Consider the following 17,767-nt stretch of genomic DNA (forward strand, 5'->3'; position numbering starts at 1 on the left):
TGAGGCATGACTTCGCAAACAAAAAGGGCGCCGGAAGGGCGCCCTCTTGTTATCGTCGGGAAGTGTTCGGTCAGACGTAGCGGTTGACCACGTTTTCCAGAAGCTCCTGCTTGCCGGAGCGCGGCTCCGGGTTGATGCCGTCCTTGAGCACGTAGGCTTCCAGCGCTTCCAGCGAGGAGCCGCCGGACAGGATCTTTTGCGCCTCGGGCTTCTGCCAGCCGGCATAACGATCGGCGAGCGGCGCGGAGAGCGCCTTGTCCTCGATCATCTTCGCCGCCGCCCGCAGGCCGCGTGCGCAGCAATCCATGCCGCCGATATGGCCGATCAACAGGTCCGCCGGGTCGATCGACTGGCGGCGCAGTTTTGCGTCGAAGTTGGTGCCACCCGACGTGAAGCCGCCGCCAGCGAGGACCTGGTAGTAGGCCAGCGCCATTTCCGGCACGTTGTTGGGGAACTGGTCGGTGTCCCAGCCGGACTGGTAGTCGTTGCGGTTCATGTCGATGGAACCGAAGACGCCGAGCGCGTTGGCGAGCGCCAGTTCATGCTCGAAGGAATGGCCGGCGAGGATGGCGTGGCCCTGCTCGATATTGAGCTTCACCTCGTTCTCGAGGCCATACTTCTTGAGGAAGCCGTAAACGGTGGCGACGTCGTAGTCGTACTGGTGCTTGGTCGGCTCCTGCGGCTTCGGCTCGATGAGGATCGCGCCCTTGAAGCCGATCTTGTGCTTGTATTCGACGACCATGTTGACGAAGCGACCGAGCTGGTCGAGCTCCTGGCCGATATTGGTGTTGAGCAGGGTCTCATAGCCTTCGCGGCCGCCCCACAGCACGTAATTGTCGCCGCCGAGGCGATGGGTGGCGTCGATGCAGGTCTTTACCGTCGCGGCGGCGAAGGCGAAAATATCCGGATCCGGATTGGTCGCCGCACCGCCCATATAGCGGCGGTTGGAGAAGAGGTTGGCGGTGCCCCAGAGCAGCTTGACGCCGGTCTCCGCCTGCTTCTTCTCGAAATAATCGACAATTTCGTTGAGGTTCTTGGTGTTTTCAACGAAATCCTTGCCTTCCGGCCGCACGTCGGCGTCGTGGAAGCAATAGAAGGGCACGCCGAGCAGCTGGAAGAATTCGAAGGCGACGTCCGCCTTCAGCTTCGCCGCCTGGATCGAATCCTCGAACCACGGGCGCTGGAACGTCTGCCCGCCGAAGGGATCGCCGCCCGGCCAGACGAAGGTATGCCAATAGGCGACGGCGAAGCGCAGGTGGTCTTCCATGCGCTTGCCCGCAACGATTTCATCGGGATTGTAGTGACGGAAGGCGAGCGGGTTGGTGCTTTCGGGACCTTCATACTTGATCTTGGCGATATCGCCGAAGAAGCCGGTGGCCATGGGTGTCTCCTCTGTTGTGTTTGTTCGGTCAGTAAGCGGCGCGGATCGCCGGGTAGAGGCGGCGGTAGCGCTGGTAGGCGTCCTCGTAGGCGGCCGTGAGCGCCGTCTCGGGTTCGATGGTCTCGGCTGTCGCCGGTGCGCTGCACACCGCGACCGGGTCGGCACCCGTCGCGGCGATGAGGCCAAGGCGGGCGGCGCCGAAAGCGGCACCGAAATCGCCGTCTGCCGGCAGGTCGACGGGCAGGTCGAGCGCCGTGGCGATGGATTTCAGCCAGTAGCGCGAACGCGACCCGCCACCGATGGCGGTGACGCGGGAAAGCTGCGTGCCGGCGGATTTCAGGGCTTCCAGACTGTCGCGGATGGCGAAGGAGACGCCTTCCAGCACTGCCTGCGTCAGCACCGCGCGGCCGCTCTCATGGCCGAGGCCGAGGAAGGCGCCGCGGATCGCCGCGTCATTGTGCGGCGTGCGCTCGCCGGAGAGGTAGGGCAGGAAGGTGACGCCGGATGGCGCCTTCAGCGTCTCGCCGAGTTCCCCGGTGAGATCGGCGGCGGAGGCGCCGGTGACGCGCGAATGCCAGTTCAGCGCGTCGGTGGCCGAGAGGATGACGCCCATCTGGTGCCAGGTGTTCGGAAGCGCATGGCAGAAGGCGTGCACGGCGCTTTCGGGGTTCGGCAGGTATGTCGCATTGGCGGCAAAGAGCACGCCGGAGGTGCCGAGCGAGACGAAGGCCGCGCCCTCGCGGACCGTGCCCATGCCACAGGCAGAGGCGGCATTGTCCCCCGCCCCGCCGGCAACGACGATGCCGTCGCCAAGTCCCCATTTCGCGGCCAGCTCCGGCCGCAGCGTGCCGGCGGCGTCGGTGCCTTCGACGAGCGTCGGCATCTGGCGCTCTTCGAGCCCGGTCGCGGCAAGCAGTTCACCGGACCATTTGCGCGCACCCGTATCGAGCCAGGCGGTGCCGGCGGAATCCGACATTTCCGACATATGCTCGCCGGTGAGCCAGACGCGCAAAAAGTCCTTTGGCAGCAGGACCCAGCGGATTTTGGCGAAGAGATCCGGCTCGTTCGCCTTCACCCAGGCGAGTTTTGGCGCGGTGAAGCCGGGGAAGACGATGTTGCCGGTGATCTTGCGAAAGCGCGGATCGGCATCGAGCGCCGCTGCCTCGCGGTGGCTGCGCGTGTCGTTCCACATGATGCAGGGGCGCAGCACCTTGTCCTCGCCGTCGAGCAGGGTCGCGCCGTGCATGTGGCCGGAAAGGCCGATGCCGCGCACGGCCGCCAGTTCCGCCGGGTGGGCGGCACGCAGGCCGGCGATCGCCTCCTCCGTCGCGCGGACCCAGTCGGCCGGGTCCTGTTCCGACCAGCCGGCATGCGGGCGCGTGGTCGCAACCTCCTTGCTGGAGGCGGAGCCGATGACGGCCTGGTCGGCGGCGATCAGCATGGCCTTGACGCCGGACGTGCCGAGGTCGATCCCGAGATACATGGTGTTGCTCCCTAGTTGTTATCGTCCTCGTCCGGGCCGGCCGGGAGGTTGTCCTTGATGAAGATGTCGAGGCGGATGCGCTCCTGCGCGGCAATGACCGGCAGGCCGTCCGCCTTGGCGCGCAACACGCGGATGGCGCTGCGCACCTCGTGGCCGGCATCCTGGTTGAGCACGGCGTCAATGATGCCGGTTTCGAGGGCTGCGCGGGTGTGGGCCGTCAGCTCGTGGGCGATGACGCAGAGATCCGTCCTGTCGGCGAGGGCCGCGACGAGGCCCTGGTTGCCGGCGCCGAGGCTGTAGATGCCGGCGAGGTCCGGCGTGGATTCCAGGCAGCCGGAAACCAGCGACAGCGACAGCTTCGGATCATCCTGCCCTTCCAGCACCGGCAGCACCGCGCGGCCGACCGGCATGTCCGCGATGGTGGCGAGGAAGCCGTCGAGACGTTCGCGGTGGTCGCGCACGCGCATCGAGCCGGCGAGTACCGCGACGGAGCCTGGCCGGCTGCCAAGGAAACGGCCCATCAGGCTGCCTGCGGTGCGGCCGGCGGCGACGTTGTCGACGCCGACGAAATGATCACGGCCGGAATTTGCGAGATCCGAGACGAGCGTGACGACAGGAACGCCGGCCGCATGCGCCCGGCCGATCGCCGCAGCAACCTCCGGCGCATCGACCGCGACGGCGGCGATGCCGGAGACCTGCTCGGCGATGGCCGCTTCGATCGCGGCGACCAGGGCCGCGGCATCGAAGGCCGGCACCGGCACGACGGAAAGCCGCGTGCGCTCGGCCGCCGAATGAAAGCCGGCACGGCGAACCTCCGCCTCCAGCCCGCGCATGAAGGGATTGTCACCGGCGGGCAGGATGAAGACGAGCGGATAGACGCGGCTCTTCGCCAGGTTCGCCGCCGCCACGTCGCGCACATAGCCAAGGGACGCGATGGCCGCCTCGACCTTGGCCTTCGTCACGCCGCGCACACCCGGCCGGTCGTTCAGAACGCGGTCGACCGTCGCAAGGCTGACGCCCGCCGTATCGGCAATATCGTGAACCGTGGGTCTCATCGCTCCTCCGTCCGAGACCCTTTAGAGGAATTTTTGATGTACGTAAATCAGAAATTTCCAGGCGAAGGATTCGAGCGCATTTTTCGCTTTAGAGGCGCTTGCTGAACGCGTGGGTGAAGACGATGTCGCCCGGATTCTGTCCCGCGTGGGCGAGCGCCACGTCCATGACGGTGTCGGTGATGCGGACCAGCGCGAAGCCGCCGAGGAAGGTCGCAATGGGCTTGAAGATGTCATAGCCCTCGCGGTTGTAGATCATCGGCGTCGGATGTTCGTGGCCGTGGAAGATGCCGACGACATTGTGGTTTTTCAGCGTGGCGATGAGACCGGCGCGCTCCTCGTCGCTCCACCAGTGCGCGGGGCCGGCGCCATGCGGATCGAAGGTCTTTGCCGCGGGATCCCAATGCTCGGTGGAAAACTGGTCCCAGCCGTAATGCTGGAAGAGCACGACAGGCCGGCCGTCCGCGGCGTAGGTGGCGAGGTCTTGCTGGAGCCAGGGCAAGCCGCTGATCGCGCCCTTCGTATCATCCCCGCCAAAACGCTGGAGCTGCACGAGATGCAGCCCGCCCCAATCCCAGGAATAGTTGTCGGAATCGATGTCATAATTCGTCACCGGCACGGGCGCCTTGTAGAACACGGTCGAACGATGGTTCAGTTCGACATAGTCGCGCAGTTCGCGGCGATACCAGTCGAGATGCGGCGACACGCCGTCCTGGTCGAGATCGTGATTGCCGAGGCCGTTATAGACGGGATAGTGCACCCGGTCCGGGCCGGTGCCCTGCTGGTAGCGGCTGGCGAATTGCTGGAGCTGGCGCCCCTCGCCCGGCACCTTCACCTGCCCGCCGCCGTCGTCCGTCATGTCGCCGCCCAGCACGAGGCCGAGCGGCGTGGCGATGCGCGTGCCGGCGCTCGCAAGACCGGACGGCTTGCCGTCGATCTCCGCCGGCCAGATGAGACCGCCGACGGTGTTGACCGCCGCGACATGCCGGAGCAGCGCCGCATCCGTCTTGCCCTCATCCGCACAGTTCGGGCTGAGGCTGTCGGCCGAGACGAGGCAGGCATGCACGTCGCAGGAGAAGAGAAAGGTCGCATCCGTCGCCGGCCGCGCGGTCTGCGCCAGAAGGGGCATGCGGGGCAAGGCGAAGGACAGACCGAGGCCGGCGGCCCCGGTCAGGAGATGGCGGCGGGTGGGCTGGAAGGGCATGCGGATCTCCGGCGCAAACTGATGTCCCGCATTTTGCGGCAGGACGACGCTGGCGTACAGAGGCCGAACGATCCAGCCTTGAGCGATGCCTTCCGACTTGTTACCACCAAGCTTTCAGGGAGGCGGATGATGAAGCTGCGTTTTCACACGGTCGATGTGTTCACCCGGACCCGGTTCGGCGGCAATCCGCTCGCCGTCGTGCTCGATGCCGATGGCCTGACCGGCGAAGAGATGCAGATGGTTGCCCGGGAATTCAACTATTCCGAGACGAGCTTCGTGCTGCGCCCGAAAGACGACCGGCATACGGCGCATGTGCGCATCTTCACGCCCACCGTCGAGGTGCCCTTCGCCGGCCATCCCAATGTCGGCACGGCCTATGTGCTGGCGGCAATGGAAGAGGCCGGACCGGTGGAGGAATTCGTCTTCGAGGAGGCGGCGGGGCTCGTGCGGGCGCAGATCCTGCGCGAGGAGGGCGAGGTCGACCAGGTTCAATTGACCGCGCCGCAGCCGCTTTCGGTCGGGCGCAGCATCGCGCCCGAAAGCGTTGCCGCTTGCCTGTCGCTGTCGGAGGCGGATATCGCCTTCCGCCTGCACCAGCCCTGCATCGCCTCGGTCGGCCTGCCGTTCATCATCGTCGAAATCGCCACGCGCGAGGCCCTGCAACGCGCCAAGCCGGACCTCTCGGCCTTTTCCGCCATCCTGCCGGCGGATGGCGTCGATGCGATTTATCTCTACTGCCGGGAACTGCGGGAAGACGACGGCACGGTGGATTTCACCGCCCGCATGTTCGCGCCCTTCGACGGCCTGCCGGAGGACCCCGCAACGGGAAGTGCCACAGCGGCAGCCTGCGCGCTGATCGCCAGCCTGGAGGGCGGCAGGCCGCGCCGTTTCCAGGTGGCGCAGGGTATCGACATGCAGCGGCCGAGCCTGCTCTCCGTCGAGGTCGTCGACCGGGACACCGTCCGCATCGGCGGCGCCTGCGTGCCGGTGATGAGCGGAACCCTGAGCGTCTAGATTCAGTGCCCGCCGCCACCACCGCCGACGGCCTGGGGTTTCTTGATGATGAAGGCGCAAAACACAAGGGAGCCGAACAGCACTGTCAGCAGCACGAAGACATCCGCGAAGGACAGGATCGTCGCCTGCCGCTGCACGAGGCCGGCCATCTTCTGGATGGCGATGGTAGCACCGTCGAGGCCGTGTGACGTATAGGTCGCGGCCATGTTGCGCATCTGGTCCATGGCTTCCGGATTGCCCCACTGCACATGCTCGGAGAGCCGGGCATAGTGCTCCTGCTGGCGCTGGGTCAGGATTGTGTTGATGATGGCGAGCCCTACGGCACCGCCGAGGTTGCGCGTCAGGTTGAACACGCCGGAGGCGCCGCGAACCTTGTCCGGCGACAACGTGCCGAGCGCGACGTTGTTGATCGGCACCATGCAGATCATCAGGCCGAAACCGCGCAGGATCTGCGGAACGAGCAACTCGTAAAAATCCCAGTCCACCGTGAGGCTGCTCATGATCCAGGTGCCGTAGGAGAAGCTCGCGAAACCGATCATCATCATGAACCGCGGATCCATGCGGCTCGACAGCGCCCCGGCAATGGGCGCGGTGAAGAACATGGTGAGGCCGCTGACGAACATGGTCTCGCCGATCATCAGCGAATCATAGCCGCGGATGCGCCCGAGATAGAGCGGATAGATATAGGTGAGCCCGTAAAGGCCGATGCCCATCACGAAGGAAAAGAGCGAGCCGAAGGCGAAATTCCGGTTGGAAAAGGCGCGCAGATCCACCACCGGGAACTCGACCGAGAAGACCCGGTAGAAGAAGATCAACCCGCCGATCACCGAGGCGACCGCGCCCAGCACGATGTGCTCGTCGTTGAACCAGTCGTTGGCATTGCCCTCTTCGAGCACATATTCCAGCGCGCCGAGGAAGACGGCCATGGCGGCAAGGCCGAACCAGTCGAACTTCTTCATCAGCGAAAGCTGCGGCTTGTCGAAATCGATGAAGTTCCAGGTCACGATCGTCACGATGATGCCGGGAACGATGTTGACGAGAAACAGCCAGTGCCAGGAAAAGGCGTGGCTGAGATAACCGCCTACCGTCGGGCCGATCGTCGGTGCAAGCGTCGCGACGAGGCCGATCATCGGCGAGACGACGCTGCGCTTGGAGGGCGGGAAGATGGTGAAGGCGGCCGCGAAGACCGAGGGGATCATGCCGCCGCCGATGAACCCCTGGATGGCGCGGTAGACGATCATCTGGTCGATATTCGTCGCGGTGGCAGCGAGCGCGCTCGCGGCGGTGAAACCCGCGGCGGACACGGCAAACAGCACGCGGGTCGAGACGATGCGCGCGAGCGTGCCCGACAGCGGAATCATGATGACTTCCGCAATCAGATAGGAGGTCTGCACCCAGCCGATCTCGTCCGTGCCCGCACTCAGGCCCGCCTGGATTTCGGCAAGCGAGGCGGAGACGATCTGGATGTCGAGGATCGACATGAACATGCCGAAGACCATCGCGAAGAACGCGATGACGCGGCGGACGGGAACCTTGTCGGATTGGGCGGGCGCCGCCGCAATCGCGCCGGCTGTGGGTTGAGCGGTCGCGGCCATGGCCCGCGCTCCTTTGCTGGATGAAGCCTATTCGGCCTTCGCGGCGACCGCCGTCGAAGTCGGCGCCGTACGGCTGTCGACGTCGACGACCACGCTCAGGCCCGCCCTGAGCTTGCCCGTGTCCAGCGCCTCCTTGGGGATGGCGATGCGGACGGGCACGCGCTGCGTGACCTTGGTGAAGTTGCCCGTGGCGTTTTCCGCCGGCAGCAGCGAGAAGACGGAACCGGAGGCCGGCGCAATCGAATCCACCGTGCCGAGAATGTCGTCGTCCTCATAGGCGTCGACATGCAGGTGCACCTTGGAGCCCGGCACGAGATGGGCGATCTGCGTTTCCTTGAAATTCGCCTCGACATAGAGGTCGCGCACCGGAACGAGTGCCGCAAGCCGCTGGCCGGCCGAGACGAGATCGCCGACCTGCACGGCGATATTGCCGACGACGCCGTCATAGGGCGCCTTGAGCACGGTGAAGCCGAGGTCGCGCTCCGCCTTGTCGCGGGCGAGTTCCAGAGAGCGGACCTCGCTTTCGGATTCGTTGCGCTGCGCCTGGAGCACGGCGATGCTGGCCTTGGCAGCAACGATATTGGCATCCGCGCCGACGAGATTGGCCTTGGCCTGGTCGAGCGCGACGGTGGCGCTGTCGAGCGAGGCCGTGGTGCCGACCGCCTTGGCGTTCAGCTCCTTGGCACGATTTTCGGCAACTTCGGCGCCGCTGAGCGCTGCCTGATAGGCCGTCTTCTGGGCCTCCGCCTGGGCGAGGCTCGCCTTGGCGCCCTCGATCTGCGCATCGATGCGGTCGAGCGCCAGCTTCTGCGTCGCGATCTGGGCTTCCGCCTGCTCCTTGGCAAGGCGGTAGTCGCCGTTGTCGAGCGTCACGAGCGGGTCGCCGGCCTTGACGGCCTGGTTGGCCACGACGTTCACCACCTCGACATAGCCGGAGACCTTCGGAGAGATGGAGGCGATGTCGCCCTCGATATAGGCGTCGTCCGTCGAGATCATGAAGCGGCCGTTCGTCCACCACTCGTGACCGTACCAGCTGCCGGCGGCGACGAGCACGAGGCCGAGGAGCGGCAGCACGAAACGGCGGCTGCTCTTTTTCTTCTCGGGCTGGGCGACGGTGGCGGCAGGGGCCGCTTCGGCCGTCGTCACCGGCCGCGCCTCTGCGGTTTCGGCCTGGAAATCATCATTGACCGGACGAACCTTCGCCGTGCCGGCGCCATGGGTAGTCGACATGGACGTGCCACCATCTCTGGGATAAAAATTCCGAACTGAACCGTTCGGTTCGATTTGACATAGTCTTCTTTCTCGCGCATATCAAGAGGAAATCGAACCACGCGGTTCGAAATAGTTTACACCAGGTTGCGAGCACGGAAAACGGAGATGCAGACGACGGAAGAAAAACTGGCCGCCCCGCAGACGGGCCGCCGCGTCGCCGGCGAGGACCCCGCCAAGCGCGAGCAGATCCTCGACGGGGCGAAACGCGTGTTCATGGAACAGGGTTTCGAAGCCGCCAGCATGAACGACATCACGCGTGCGGCCGGCGTCTCGAAGGGCACGATCTACGTCTATTTCGAGAACAAGGAAGACCTGTTCGGCGACATGATCGAGCGCGAGCGTCGGAAACTGACCGAAACCGTGCGCCATGCGCTGGACAGCGACCAGCCGCTCGACAAGGCGCTGCACGATTTCGGCATGCTCTTCGCCACCCATATGACGGCGGACCAGACGATCCGCGCCATGCGCATGGTGATCGCGGCCAACCATCGCCTGCCGAAACTCTGTAGCCGCTTCTTCTCCGCCTCGGCGATCAATCCGGTCTCCGTGCTGCAGGATTATCTCGACCGGCAGGTCGCCGCAGGCATCGTCGTGTCGGACGACACCGCGCAGGCCGCCAAGCAGTTCATCGAGCTCACCACCGTCGGCCTCTTCAAGCCGCGCATCTTCGGCTCCATGGAAGACGTGCCGCCGCGGGCCACAATCGAGAAGAATGTCGCCTCGGCCATCCGGGTTTTCCTCGCCGCCTATGGCGCGAAGGCCTAAAAGCGCAACCGCGATCAAGTGACGAGTATCCGGGGACGCCATAAGATGGCTGTCCATGAGGAGCGACACGTCCATGCATCCCGTTGCCAAGGCCATCTGGTTCATCGAAAGCCATTTCGGCCGCGCCATCGCGCTTTCCGAAATCGCCGCGATGGCCGGCATGTCGCGCCATCACCTGTCGCGGCGCTTCGGCGAGATGACCGGCCAGAACCTCAACCGCTATCTGCGCGCCCGCCGCCTTTCCGAGGCGGCCCGCCAGCTTGCCGCGGGTGCCGAGGATATCCTGGCGGTGGCGCTCGATGCCGGCTACGGCTCCCATGAGGCATTCACCCGCGCCTTTCGCGAGGAATTCGGCCTGACGCCGGAAGCCCTGCGTGCGAAGGGCGACCTCGCCGGCCTCGCGCTTCAGGAGCCCATCCGCATGTCCGCCATCGAAAAGACCGATCTTCCCGCCCCGCGCATCGAAACGCTGGATGCCTTCACCATCACCGGCCTCGCCGCCGACTTCGCGCCCGGCAAGGCCGCCGGCATTCCAGCACTCTGGCAGAAGTTCAATGACTATTTCGGCCACATCCCGGGACAGGTCGACAAGACCGCCTATGGCCTCTGCACCATGCTGAGTGATGGCAAGGCCGGTTTCCGCTACCTCGCCGGCGCCCGCATCTCGACGGACGACGACCTGCCGGCGGAGTTCGAGACGGTCACGATACCGGCGCAGACCTGGGCGATTTTCCAGCACCAGGGCCATGTCAACGGCATTCCGGCGACGGTCGACGCCGCTTTCCGCACCTGGCTGCCGGCCTCCGGCCGCACGGTCGGCGCGTTTCCGGACGTGCTCGAATTCTACGGCGAGGATTTCGACCCGGAAACCGGGCTCGGACGGGTGGAAATCTGGCTTCCGCTCGCCGATCGGATGACGAATCCGTGAAATCCGCACAGAGCGCGGCCGGCCTGCTTGCCAGCGGTTGAAATCTGCATAAATACGGGAGGCCATTCTCAAAACGTATTCATGGAGAGGAAGACCGGATGGACAGTATTCTTGCACTCATGCAAGACCCGGCCGCCTGGATTGCGCTCATCACGCTGATCGTGATGGAAGTCGTTCTCGGCATCGACAACCTTATCTTCATCTCGATCCTGACGAACAAGCTGCCGCCTGAACACCGCGTTCAGGCGCGGCGCATCGGCATCGGGCTCGCACTGATCATGCGTCTCGGGCTGCTCGGCACCATCGCCTGGATCGTCCAGCTCACTACCCCGGTGTTCGAGGCCTTCGGCCACGGATTCTCGTGGAAGGACATGATCCTGATTGCCGGTGGTCTCTTCCTCGTCTGGAAGGCGACGAAGGAGATCCACCACAATGTCGACCCCGTCGACCACAAGGAAGACATGGTGGGCGGCGCGGTCGCATCGTCGTTTACGGCGGCGATCGGCCAGATCCTGCTGCTCGACCTCGTCTTCTCGGTCGACAGCATCATCACCGCCGTCGGCATGACACCACATCTGCCGATCATGGTGGTTGCCGTCGTCGTCGCCGTCGCGGTCATGCTGCTGGCCGCCAACCCGCTCGCCAACTTCATCGAGAAGAACCCGACGATCGTCATGCTGGCGCTCGCCTTCCTCCTGATGATCGGCACGACGCTGATTGCCGAAGGCATGGGCTTCCACGTACCGAAGGGCTACGTCTACGCGGCCATGACCTTCTCGGCCCTCGTCGAAATCCTGAACATGGTCTCGCGGCGCGCGCGCCAGAAGAAACAGGGCACCACCACCCACTGAAGACAAAACCGGCGGGACCATCATCCCGCCGGTTCTTTTTGAATTGTATCGAAGACGAGACGGACGGGTTGGGAGCTCGTCTGCCGTTTCGTTGGCCACGGGAAGAAACCGGAAAAATCCCCGTGTTCTCCATCCCCGCCGCGTCCGGTTGACACGACCCGCCTTCTCCTGGAAAAGCGTTTGAGCGGCGGGATTGTTCCGCTAAAATTGATGAATGGTTTTCGTCGTTTAACGGTGGAACCGAAAAGGCCCTGACGGAATTCATGTCGAGCATCGTCCTGCCGCACGGGCCATTAACAGTATGACAATCGAGCAGACCTTCGCCTTCGTCGTCATCGGCCTGATGATGGCGGCGTTCATCTGGGGACGGTTTCGCTACGACCTTGTCGCCTGCTGTTCGCTGCTGCTGGCGCTGGCGCTCGGCATCGTGCCCTTCGACAAGGCATTTTCCGGCTTCAGCGACGACATCGTCATCATTGTCGGCAGCGCGCTGATGGTGAGCGCCGCCGTCGCGCGCTCCGGCATCGTCAATCTCGCGGTCAAGCGCTTCTTTCCGAACCTCACCGAACGGCGCGCCCAGCTCGCGTTGCTGCTCGTCTCGGTGGCGGTGCTGTCGGCCTTCATCAAGAATATCGGCGCTCTCGCCATCATGATGCCGCTCGCCTTCCAGTTCGCCAGGAAATCCCGCACGCCGGCCTCGAAATTCCTGATGCCCATGGCCTTTGCGGCGCTGCTTGGCGGCCTGATGACCCAGATCGGTACCTCGCCGAACATCGTCGTCTCGCGGCTGCGGGAAGAAATCACCGGCACAAGTTTCACCATGTTCGATTTCACCCCGGTCGGTGCGGTGCTCACCGTCTGCGGCATCCTCTTCATGCTGTTCTTCAACCGCATCGTGCCGGAGCGGGAAAACAGCAGCGCCAGCATCGAAGAATCTCTGGAGGCGGCCGCCTATTCCTCCGACGCCACAGTGGAGGAAGGCTCGCCCTCGGTCGGCAAGTCCTTGAACGAAATATTGAAGAACGGCGACGGCGAGGTCATCGCGACCGCCATCATTCGCGGCCATGTCCACCTGGCGCCATTGCCGGACGTGCGGCTTGCCGTCAACGACACGATCCTGATGGAAGGCACGGCCGGCGCGCTCGACAAGGTGGTCTCCGCCACGGGCCTGACGCTCTCCGGCAAGCCGATCCGCGCCGGGCGGGGCGAAGAGGGCGAGATCAGCGCCATCGAGGCCGTCGTCGGCAATGACAGCCGCCTCATCGACATTTCGGCGCGCAGCATCGCGCTGTTCCATTCCTACGGCATCAACCTGCTCGCGGTCAGCCGGCAAGGCCAGCGCCTGCGCGAAAAACTCTCCGAGGTGCGGCTTCGCCCCGGCGACATGATCGTGCTTCAGGGCAACAACCGCACGCTGCCGACACTGCTGCCGGAACTCGGCCTGCTTCCGCTTGCCCAGCGCGAAATCCTGCTCGGCGCACCCCGCCGGGCGATCATCCCCGTGCTGATCCTGATCGCCGCCATGGCCTCCACCGCGCTCGGCCTCGTGCCGGTCGCGACCGGCTTCTTCGCCGCCGCGGTCGCCATGGTGCTGTTCAAGGCCGTGCCGCTGCGCGAGGCCTATACCGCACTCGACGGGCCGATCCTCGTCATGCTTGCCGCCCTCATTCCCGTCTCCGACAGCCTGCGCACGACCGGGGCCAGCGAACTCATCGCCGGCTGGCTCGGCGATGTCGCCGTACACCTGCCACCCTTCGGCGCGCTTGCCCTCATCCTGCTCACCGCCATGGCGGTGACGCCCTTCCTCAACAATGCCGCAACCGTGCTCGTCATGGCGCCGATCGCCGCCAGTTTCGCCGGTGCGCTCAGCTATCGGCCCGAGGCCTTCCTGATGGCAGTGGCGATCGGCGCAGGCTGCGACTTCCTCACGCCCGTCGGTCACCAGTGCAACACGCTGGTCATGGGGCCGGGCGGCTACAAGTTCGCCGATTATCCGCGCGTCGGCCTGCCGCTTTCCTTCCTCATCGTCATCGTCAGCGTGCCGACGCTGCTCGCCGTCTGGCCGGTCAAGTAACGCTGGCGGAGTTTTTCTTGACGCGCCGGGCTGAATATGGTCTCAACCCAGCCCAACGGAAAGCCTCTTCCCGCCGTTTAAAACGGCACAAAATCGGGCTCTCCCTCCCATAAGTCAAGACGGGCCATATCATGAGCACTTCCGGAACCGCCTCCGGCGTTCGCGTACGCATCGCACCCTCCCCGACCGGCGAGCCGCATGTCGGCACTGCCTATATCGCGCTCTTCAACTATCTCTTCGCGAAGAAGCACAACGGCACCTTCATCCTGCGCATCGAGGATACGGATGCCACGCGCTCCACGCCGGAATTCGAGCAGAAGGTGCTGGACGCGCTGAAATGGTGCGGGCTGGAATGGTCGGAAGGCCCGGATATCGGCGGCCCCTACGGCCCCTACCGCCAGTCCGACCGCAAGGACATGTACCGTCCTTACGTCGATAAGATCGTCGCCAACGGCCACGGCTTCAAGTGTTTCTGCACGCCCGAGCGGCTGGCCGAAATGCGCGAGGCCCAGCGCGCCGCCGGCAAGCCGCCGAAATATGACGGCCTCTGCCTGCACATTTCCGCGGAAGAAGTCACGCGCCGCGTCGATGCCGGCGAACCGCATGTCGTGCGCATGAAGATCCCGACCGAGGGCTCCTGCAAGTTCGTCGATGGCGTCTACGGCCCGGTCGAAATCCCGTGGGATGCCGTCGACATGCAGGTCCTGCTCAAGGCCGACGGCATGCCGACCTATCACATGGCGAATGTGGTCGACGACCACCTGATGAAGATCACCCATGTCGCGCGCGGCGAGGAGTGGCTTGCCTCGGTGCCGAAGCACATCCTCATATACCAATATCTCGGCCTCGAACCGCCGGTCTTCATGCACCTGTCGCTGATGCGCAATCACGACAAGTCGAAGCTGTCCAAGCGCAAGAACCCGACCTCGATCTCCTACTATTCCGCGCTCGGCTACCTGCCGGAAGCGCTGATGAACTTCCTGGGCCTGTTCTTCATCCAGATCGCCGAGGGCGAAGAACTCCTGACCATGGAGCAGCTTGCCGAAAAATTCGACCCGGAAAACCTCTCCAAGGCCGGCGCGATCTTCGACATCCAGAAGCTCGACTGGCTGAACGGCCGCTGGCTGCGCGAGCAGCTGACGGAAGAGGAATTCACGGCGCGCGTGCTGAACTGGGCGATGGAAAACGACCGTATCCGCCAGGGCCTGAAACTCTCGCAATCGCGTATCTCCAAGCTCGGCGAACTGCCCGACCTCACCGGCTTCCTGCTGAAGTCGGATCTCGGTCTGACGCCGGAGGCCTTCGCCAAGGTGAAATCCACGCCGGAAGAAATCCTTGAAGTGCTGAACCAGGTGCAGCCGGACCTCGAAAAGATGCCGGAATGGACCGTTGAGAGCATCGAGGCGGAACTGCGTGCCAGTGCCGACCGGCTCGGCAAGAAGCTGAAGGTCGTCGTGGCCCCGCTCTTCGTCGCCGTCTCCGGCTCGTCGCGCTCGCTGCCGCTGTTCGACTCGATGGCGATCCTCGGCCGCTCCGTCGTGCGCCAGCGCCTGAAGATTGCGGCGCAGGTCGTCGCCTCGATTGTCGGTAGCGGAAAGTAAGGAGTAAAATGATGACTGATTTGATGGGATTTCAGCCTTCCGGTGCCGCAGTCGAGAAGACAGAAACCACCCTTTCCTCCGATCCGACGGAAGTCCGCCGCCAGAAGCTCGATCAGCTTCGCCAGACCATCGGCGACGTCTATCCGGCGCATTTCCATCGGACGATGACCAATGCCGAGCTTGCGGCAAAGTACGAGACGCTGGAACTCGACACCGAGAGCGGCGACGTCGTGACGGTTGCCGGCCGCGTCTATTCCTCGCGCAATTCCGGCATGTTCATGGATATCCATGATGCCTCGGGCAAGATTCAGATCTTCAGCCACAAGGACACCACGCCGGAAGAGGCGCGCGCCCTGCTGCCGATGATCGACATCGGCGACATCATCGGCGTCACGGGCGTCGTGCGCCGCACCAAGCGCGGCGAGCTGACGATCAATGCCCAGCAGATCGTCATGCTGACGAAGACCCTGCTGCCGATGCCGGAAAAGTGGCATGGCGTGGCGGATGTCGAAATCCGCTACCGCAAGCGCCATCTCGACATCATGACCAACGAGGAATCGAAGCTGCGTTTCCAGCAGCGTTCGAAGATCGTCTCCGGCATCCGCCGCTTCATGGAAAACGACGGCTTCATGGAAGTCGAGACGCCGATGCTGCACTCCGTCTATGGCGGTGCGACGGCCGAGCCCTTCAAGACGCACCACAACACGCTGAAGCTCGACATGTTCCTGCGCATCGCGCCGGAACTGTTCCTGAAGCGCACGCTGGTCTCGGGCCTGACCGACAAGGTGTTCGAGATCAACCGCAACTTCCGCAATGAGGGCGTGTCCACCCGGCACAATCCCGAATTCACGATGATGGAATGCTACTGGGCCTATGCCGACTACGAGGACATCATGGACCTCGTGGAGCGCCTCTTCGCCGAGCTGGCGGTCAAGATCCATGGCTCGACGGAATTCGCCTATGGCGACAAGGAACTCTCCTTCAAGGGTCCGTTCAAGCGCGTGCCGATGCCCGATTCCGTCAAGGAAGCGACCGGCATCGACTTCCTCGCCATCAAGACCGACGAGGAAGCGCGCGCTGCCGCCAAGGCGGCCGGCTTTGAAGTCGAGAAGGACTGGACCTGGGGCGAATGCCTCGCCTTCATCTTCGAGGAGAAGGTCGAGCCGACGCTGATCCAGCCGTCGCACGTCACGCATTTTCCGAAGGACATCTCGCCCTTCGCCAAGGAAGTGCCGGGCGAACCGCGCCTCGTCGAGCGTTTCGAGACCTATTGCAACACCTGGGAACTCGGCAACGCCTTCTCCGAACTCAATGACCCCGAAGAGCAGCGCGCCCGCATGGTCGAGCAGCTCGAACAGGCCCATGCCCGCGGCGAGAAATCCAAGCAGCTCGACGACGAGTTCCTGGACGCCATCGACCAGGGCATGCCGCCCGCAGGCGGCCTCGGCATCGGCGTCGACCGCCTGATCATGCTCTTGACCAACGCCCCGTCGATCCGCGACGTCATCCTCTTCCCGGCCCGCCGGGCGAAGGCGGACTGAGACCCACACGCCGCCGGCATGACCCCTCATCCGCCTGCCGGCACCTTCTCCCCGCAAGCGGGGCGAAGGGACAAAGCTCCATGGTCTCCTAAAATCGGGAAGTCGGTTCCGCATATCCCTTCTCCCCGCTTGCGGGGAGAAGGTCGCGGCAGCGGGATGAGGGGGCAAATCGCCTCAGCGCATTTAATGTTCGCTCGCGGCAACCTCATGCGAGCCTTCTTCGGCCGCAGCATGCTCGCCACCGCCCTCGCCTTCCGCAGCATGGCCTTCCGCCGGTGCCTCGTGGCCGCCTTCAGCCTTCGCCTCGCCATGGCCGCCGGCTTCTTCCGCCACCGCATTCGGATCGACGCAGTCGGCCCGCTCGTCCATCGCCGTGACGATGGTCTTGATCTCGTCCAGCGACAGCTCCTTGCGCTCGCCGTAGAATTCGCCGTTGCCGGCGGGCGTGCCGTCCGTGTAGCGCGCGACGAAGGGCGCCGTCATGCCGGGGATTGACGAGGGATCGCGGGCGAAAAGCACCTCGGCGCCGATGGCGCGGCCGCGCATGTCGGCGCGGTTCACGGGACCTGCCGCATCGAGCAGGATGACCTGGTAGAGATCGGCTTCCTCGTGATTGGACACGGCACCGGCAACGCGCAGCGCCGTCTTGATGCGAACCGCCCCGTCCTTGGCGTCGGAGCGCACATATTTGCGCAGCCAGTGCTGCCCGTTGCGGTCGAGCCGCACGGTGGTGATGGTCGTGCAGGCGACGCCGGAAACCTGTTCCGCCGGCGGGCCGAGCAGTGCGTCACGGCCGACGAAGATCGCAGCGGCGCCCGACGCGCCCGTCAGCACGACGACACCGGCGACGATAATCAGAAGCTTCCGCGACAAGCGGAACGAGGTCGGAAGGAGCTTCACGGGCGACAAACTTCTCTTTGAACGCAGAACACGGACGCGCCGAGAGCGCGCGAACTCCGTGCACTCTACCCACGGGGCGTTTCGGAAGTTTAAACGCGATGCGTGC

The 17,767-nt window shown here is 64.5% G+C and carries 14 protein-coding genes; 7 read left to right on the forward strand and 7 right to left on the reverse strand.

The features are described from left to right. Window positions 1–70: 70 nt before the first annotated feature. The 4 genes from xylA to AC1RWL_RS21750 all read right to left on the reverse strand — a co-directional run bounded on the left by xylA (window position 71) and on the right by AC1RWL_RS21750 (window position 5,120). Complete coding sequence (gene xylA, locus AC1RWL_RS21735; protein ID WP_256119833.1) at window positions 71–1,381, reverse strand: xylose isomerase; 1,311 nt, start codon at window positions 1,379–1,381, stop codon at window positions 71–73. A gap of 28 nt (window positions 1,382–1,409) precedes the next feature. Next, window positions 1,410–2,864 (reverse strand): xylulokinase, encoded by a 1,455-nt coding sequence (gene xylB / locus AC1RWL_RS21740; RefSeq protein WP_493096183.1) that lies wholly within the window; start codon window positions 2,862–2,864, stop codon window positions 1,410–1,412. A gap of 11 nt (window positions 2,865–2,875) precedes the next feature. Next, the gene (locus AC1RWL_RS21745) at window positions 2,876–3,919 is read right to left on the reverse strand and encodes a LacI family DNA-binding transcriptional regulator (protein ID WP_493096182.1); all 1,044 of its coding nucleotides are present in this window, start codon (window positions 3,917–3,919) and stop codon (window positions 2,876–2,878) included. 88 nt (window positions 3,920–4,007) lie between these two features. After that, on the reverse strand, window positions 4,008–5,120 hold the full coding sequence (locus AC1RWL_RS21750; RefSeq protein ID WP_493096181.1) for a metallophosphoesterase: 1,113 nt from the start codon (window positions 5,118–5,120) through the stop codon (window positions 4,008–4,010). Window positions 5,121–5,249: 129 nt separating this feature from the next. On the opposite strand from AC1RWL_RS21750, the gene AC1RWL_RS21755 reads away from it, so the two are divergent. Further along, window positions 5,250–6,134, forward strand: a complete 885-nt coding sequence (locus AC1RWL_RS21755) for a PhzF family phenazine biosynthesis protein (protein WP_493096180.1) — start codon at window positions 5,250–5,252, stop codon at window positions 6,132–6,134. Between the two features lie 2 nt (window positions 6,135–6,136). Here AC1RWL_RS21755 and AC1RWL_RS21760 read toward each other — a convergent pair whose 3' ends face one another. Beyond that, the gene (locus AC1RWL_RS21760; protein ID WP_439623832.1) at window positions 6,137–7,729 is read right to left on the reverse strand and encodes a DHA2 family efflux MFS transporter permease subunit; all 1,593 of its coding nucleotides are present in this window, start codon (window positions 7,727–7,729) and stop codon (window positions 6,137–6,139) included. A gap of 27 nt (window positions 7,730–7,756) precedes the next feature. After that, window positions 7,757–8,959: an HlyD family secretion protein gene (locus AC1RWL_RS21765; protein ID WP_256119838.1), complete on the reverse strand. Its 1,203-nt coding sequence runs from the start codon at window positions 8,957–8,959 to the stop codon at window positions 7,757–7,759. A 147-nt stretch (window positions 8,960–9,106) separates the two neighbouring features. On the opposite strand from AC1RWL_RS21765, the gene AC1RWL_RS21770 reads away from it, so the two are divergent. The 6 genes from AC1RWL_RS21770 to lysS all read left to right on the forward strand — a co-directional run bounded on the left by AC1RWL_RS21770 (window position 9,107) and on the right by lysS (window position 16,761). After that, window positions 9,107–9,766 carry a TetR/AcrR family transcriptional regulator gene (locus AC1RWL_RS21770; RefSeq protein WP_256119839.1) on the forward strand — a complete coding sequence of 220 codons (660 nt, stop codon included), beginning with the start codon at window positions 9,107–9,109 and terminating at the stop codon, window positions 9,764–9,766. Between the two features lie 73 nt (window positions 9,767–9,839). Further along, on the forward strand, window positions 9,840–10,694 hold the full coding sequence (locus AC1RWL_RS21775; protein ID WP_493096194.1) for an AraC family transcriptional regulator: 855 nt from the start codon (window positions 9,840–9,842) through the stop codon (window positions 10,692–10,694). A 98-nt stretch (window positions 10,695–10,792) separates the two neighbouring features. Beyond that, window positions 10,793–11,545 (forward strand): TerC family protein, encoded by a 753-nt coding sequence (locus AC1RWL_RS21780; RefSeq protein WP_435266354.1) that lies wholly within the window; start codon window positions 10,793–10,795, stop codon window positions 11,543–11,545. Window positions 11,546–11,846: 301 nt separating this feature from the next. Continuing rightward, entirely contained in the window at window positions 11,847–13,619 is a 1,773-nt protein-coding gene (locus tag AC1RWL_RS21785; protein ID WP_493096179.1) for an SLC13 family permease, read from the forward strand. A 131-nt stretch (window positions 13,620–13,750) separates the two neighbouring features. Further along, window positions 13,751–15,220, forward strand: a complete 1,470-nt coding sequence (gltX, locus tag AC1RWL_RS21790) for a glutamate--tRNA ligase (RefSeq protein WP_493096178.1) — start codon at window positions 13,751–13,753, stop codon at window positions 15,218–15,220. 11 nt (window positions 15,221–15,231) lie between these two features. Next, complete coding sequence (lysS, locus tag AC1RWL_RS21795) at window positions 15,232–16,761, forward strand: lysine--tRNA ligase (protein WP_493096177.1); 1,530 nt, start codon at window positions 15,232–15,234, stop codon at window positions 16,759–16,761. Window positions 16,762–16,944: 183 nt separating this feature from the next. Here the strand turns inward: lysS and AC1RWL_RS21800 are convergent, their stop codons facing one another. Beyond that, a complete protein-coding gene (locus AC1RWL_RS21800; protein ID WP_493158479.1) occupies window positions 16,945–17,634 on the reverse strand; it encodes a hypothetical protein in 690 nt (229 codons plus the stop codon). Window positions 17,635–17,767 lie beyond the last annotated feature (133 nt).

This window comes from Shinella sp. GW821-FHT10F02 (assembly GCF_058809275.1).

What these genes read in the sequence shown, in the direction of transcription:
- xylA (WP_256119833.1), bottom strand. Translation starts at nt 1,381, where the DNA reads ATGGCCACCGGCTTCTTCGGCGATATCGCCAAGATCAAGTATGAAGGT.
- xylB (WP_493096183.1), bottom strand. Translation starts at nt 2,864, where the DNA reads ATGTATCTCGGGATCGACCTCGGCACGTCCGGCGTCAAGGCCATGCTG.
- AC1RWL_RS21745 (WP_493096182.1), bottom strand. Translation starts at nt 3,919, where the DNA reads ATGAGACCCACGGTTCACGATATTGCCGATACGGCGGGCGTCAGCCTT.
- AC1RWL_RS21750 (WP_493096181.1), bottom strand. Translation starts at nt 5,120, where the DNA reads ATGCCCTTCCAGCCCACCCGCCGCCATCTCCTGACCGGGGCCGCCGGC.
- AC1RWL_RS21755 (WP_493096180.1), top strand. Translation starts at nt 5,250, where the DNA reads ATGAAGCTGCGTTTTCACACGGTCGATGTGTTCACCCGGACCCGGTTC.
- AC1RWL_RS21760 (WP_439623832.1), bottom strand. Translation starts at nt 7,729, where the DNA reads ATGGCCGCGACCGCTCAACCCACAGCCGGCGCGATTGCGGCGGCGCCC.
- AC1RWL_RS21765 (WP_256119838.1), bottom strand. Translation starts at nt 8,959, where the DNA reads ATGTCGACTACCCATGGCGCCGGCACGGCGAAGGTTCGTCCGGTCAAT.
- AC1RWL_RS21770 (WP_256119839.1), top strand. Translation starts at nt 9,107, where the DNA reads ATGCAGACGACGGAAGAAAAACTGGCCGCCCCGCAGACGGGCCGCCGC.
- AC1RWL_RS21775 (WP_493096194.1), top strand. Translation starts at nt 9,840, where the DNA reads ATGCATCCCGTTGCCAAGGCCATCTGGTTCATCGAAAGCCATTTCGGC.
- AC1RWL_RS21780 (WP_435266354.1), top strand. Translation starts at nt 10,793, where the DNA reads ATGGACAGTATTCTTGCACTCATGCAAGACCCGGCCGCCTGGATTGCG.
- AC1RWL_RS21785 (WP_493096179.1), top strand. Translation starts at nt 11,847, where the DNA reads ATGACAATCGAGCAGACCTTCGCCTTCGTCGTCATCGGCCTGATGATG.
- gltX (WP_493096178.1), top strand. Translation starts at nt 13,751, where the DNA reads ATGAGCACTTCCGGAACCGCCTCCGGCGTTCGCGTACGCATCGCACCC.
- lysS (WP_493096177.1), top strand. Translation starts at nt 15,232, where the DNA reads ATGACTGATTTGATGGGATTTCAGCCTTCCGGTGCCGCAGTCGAGAAG.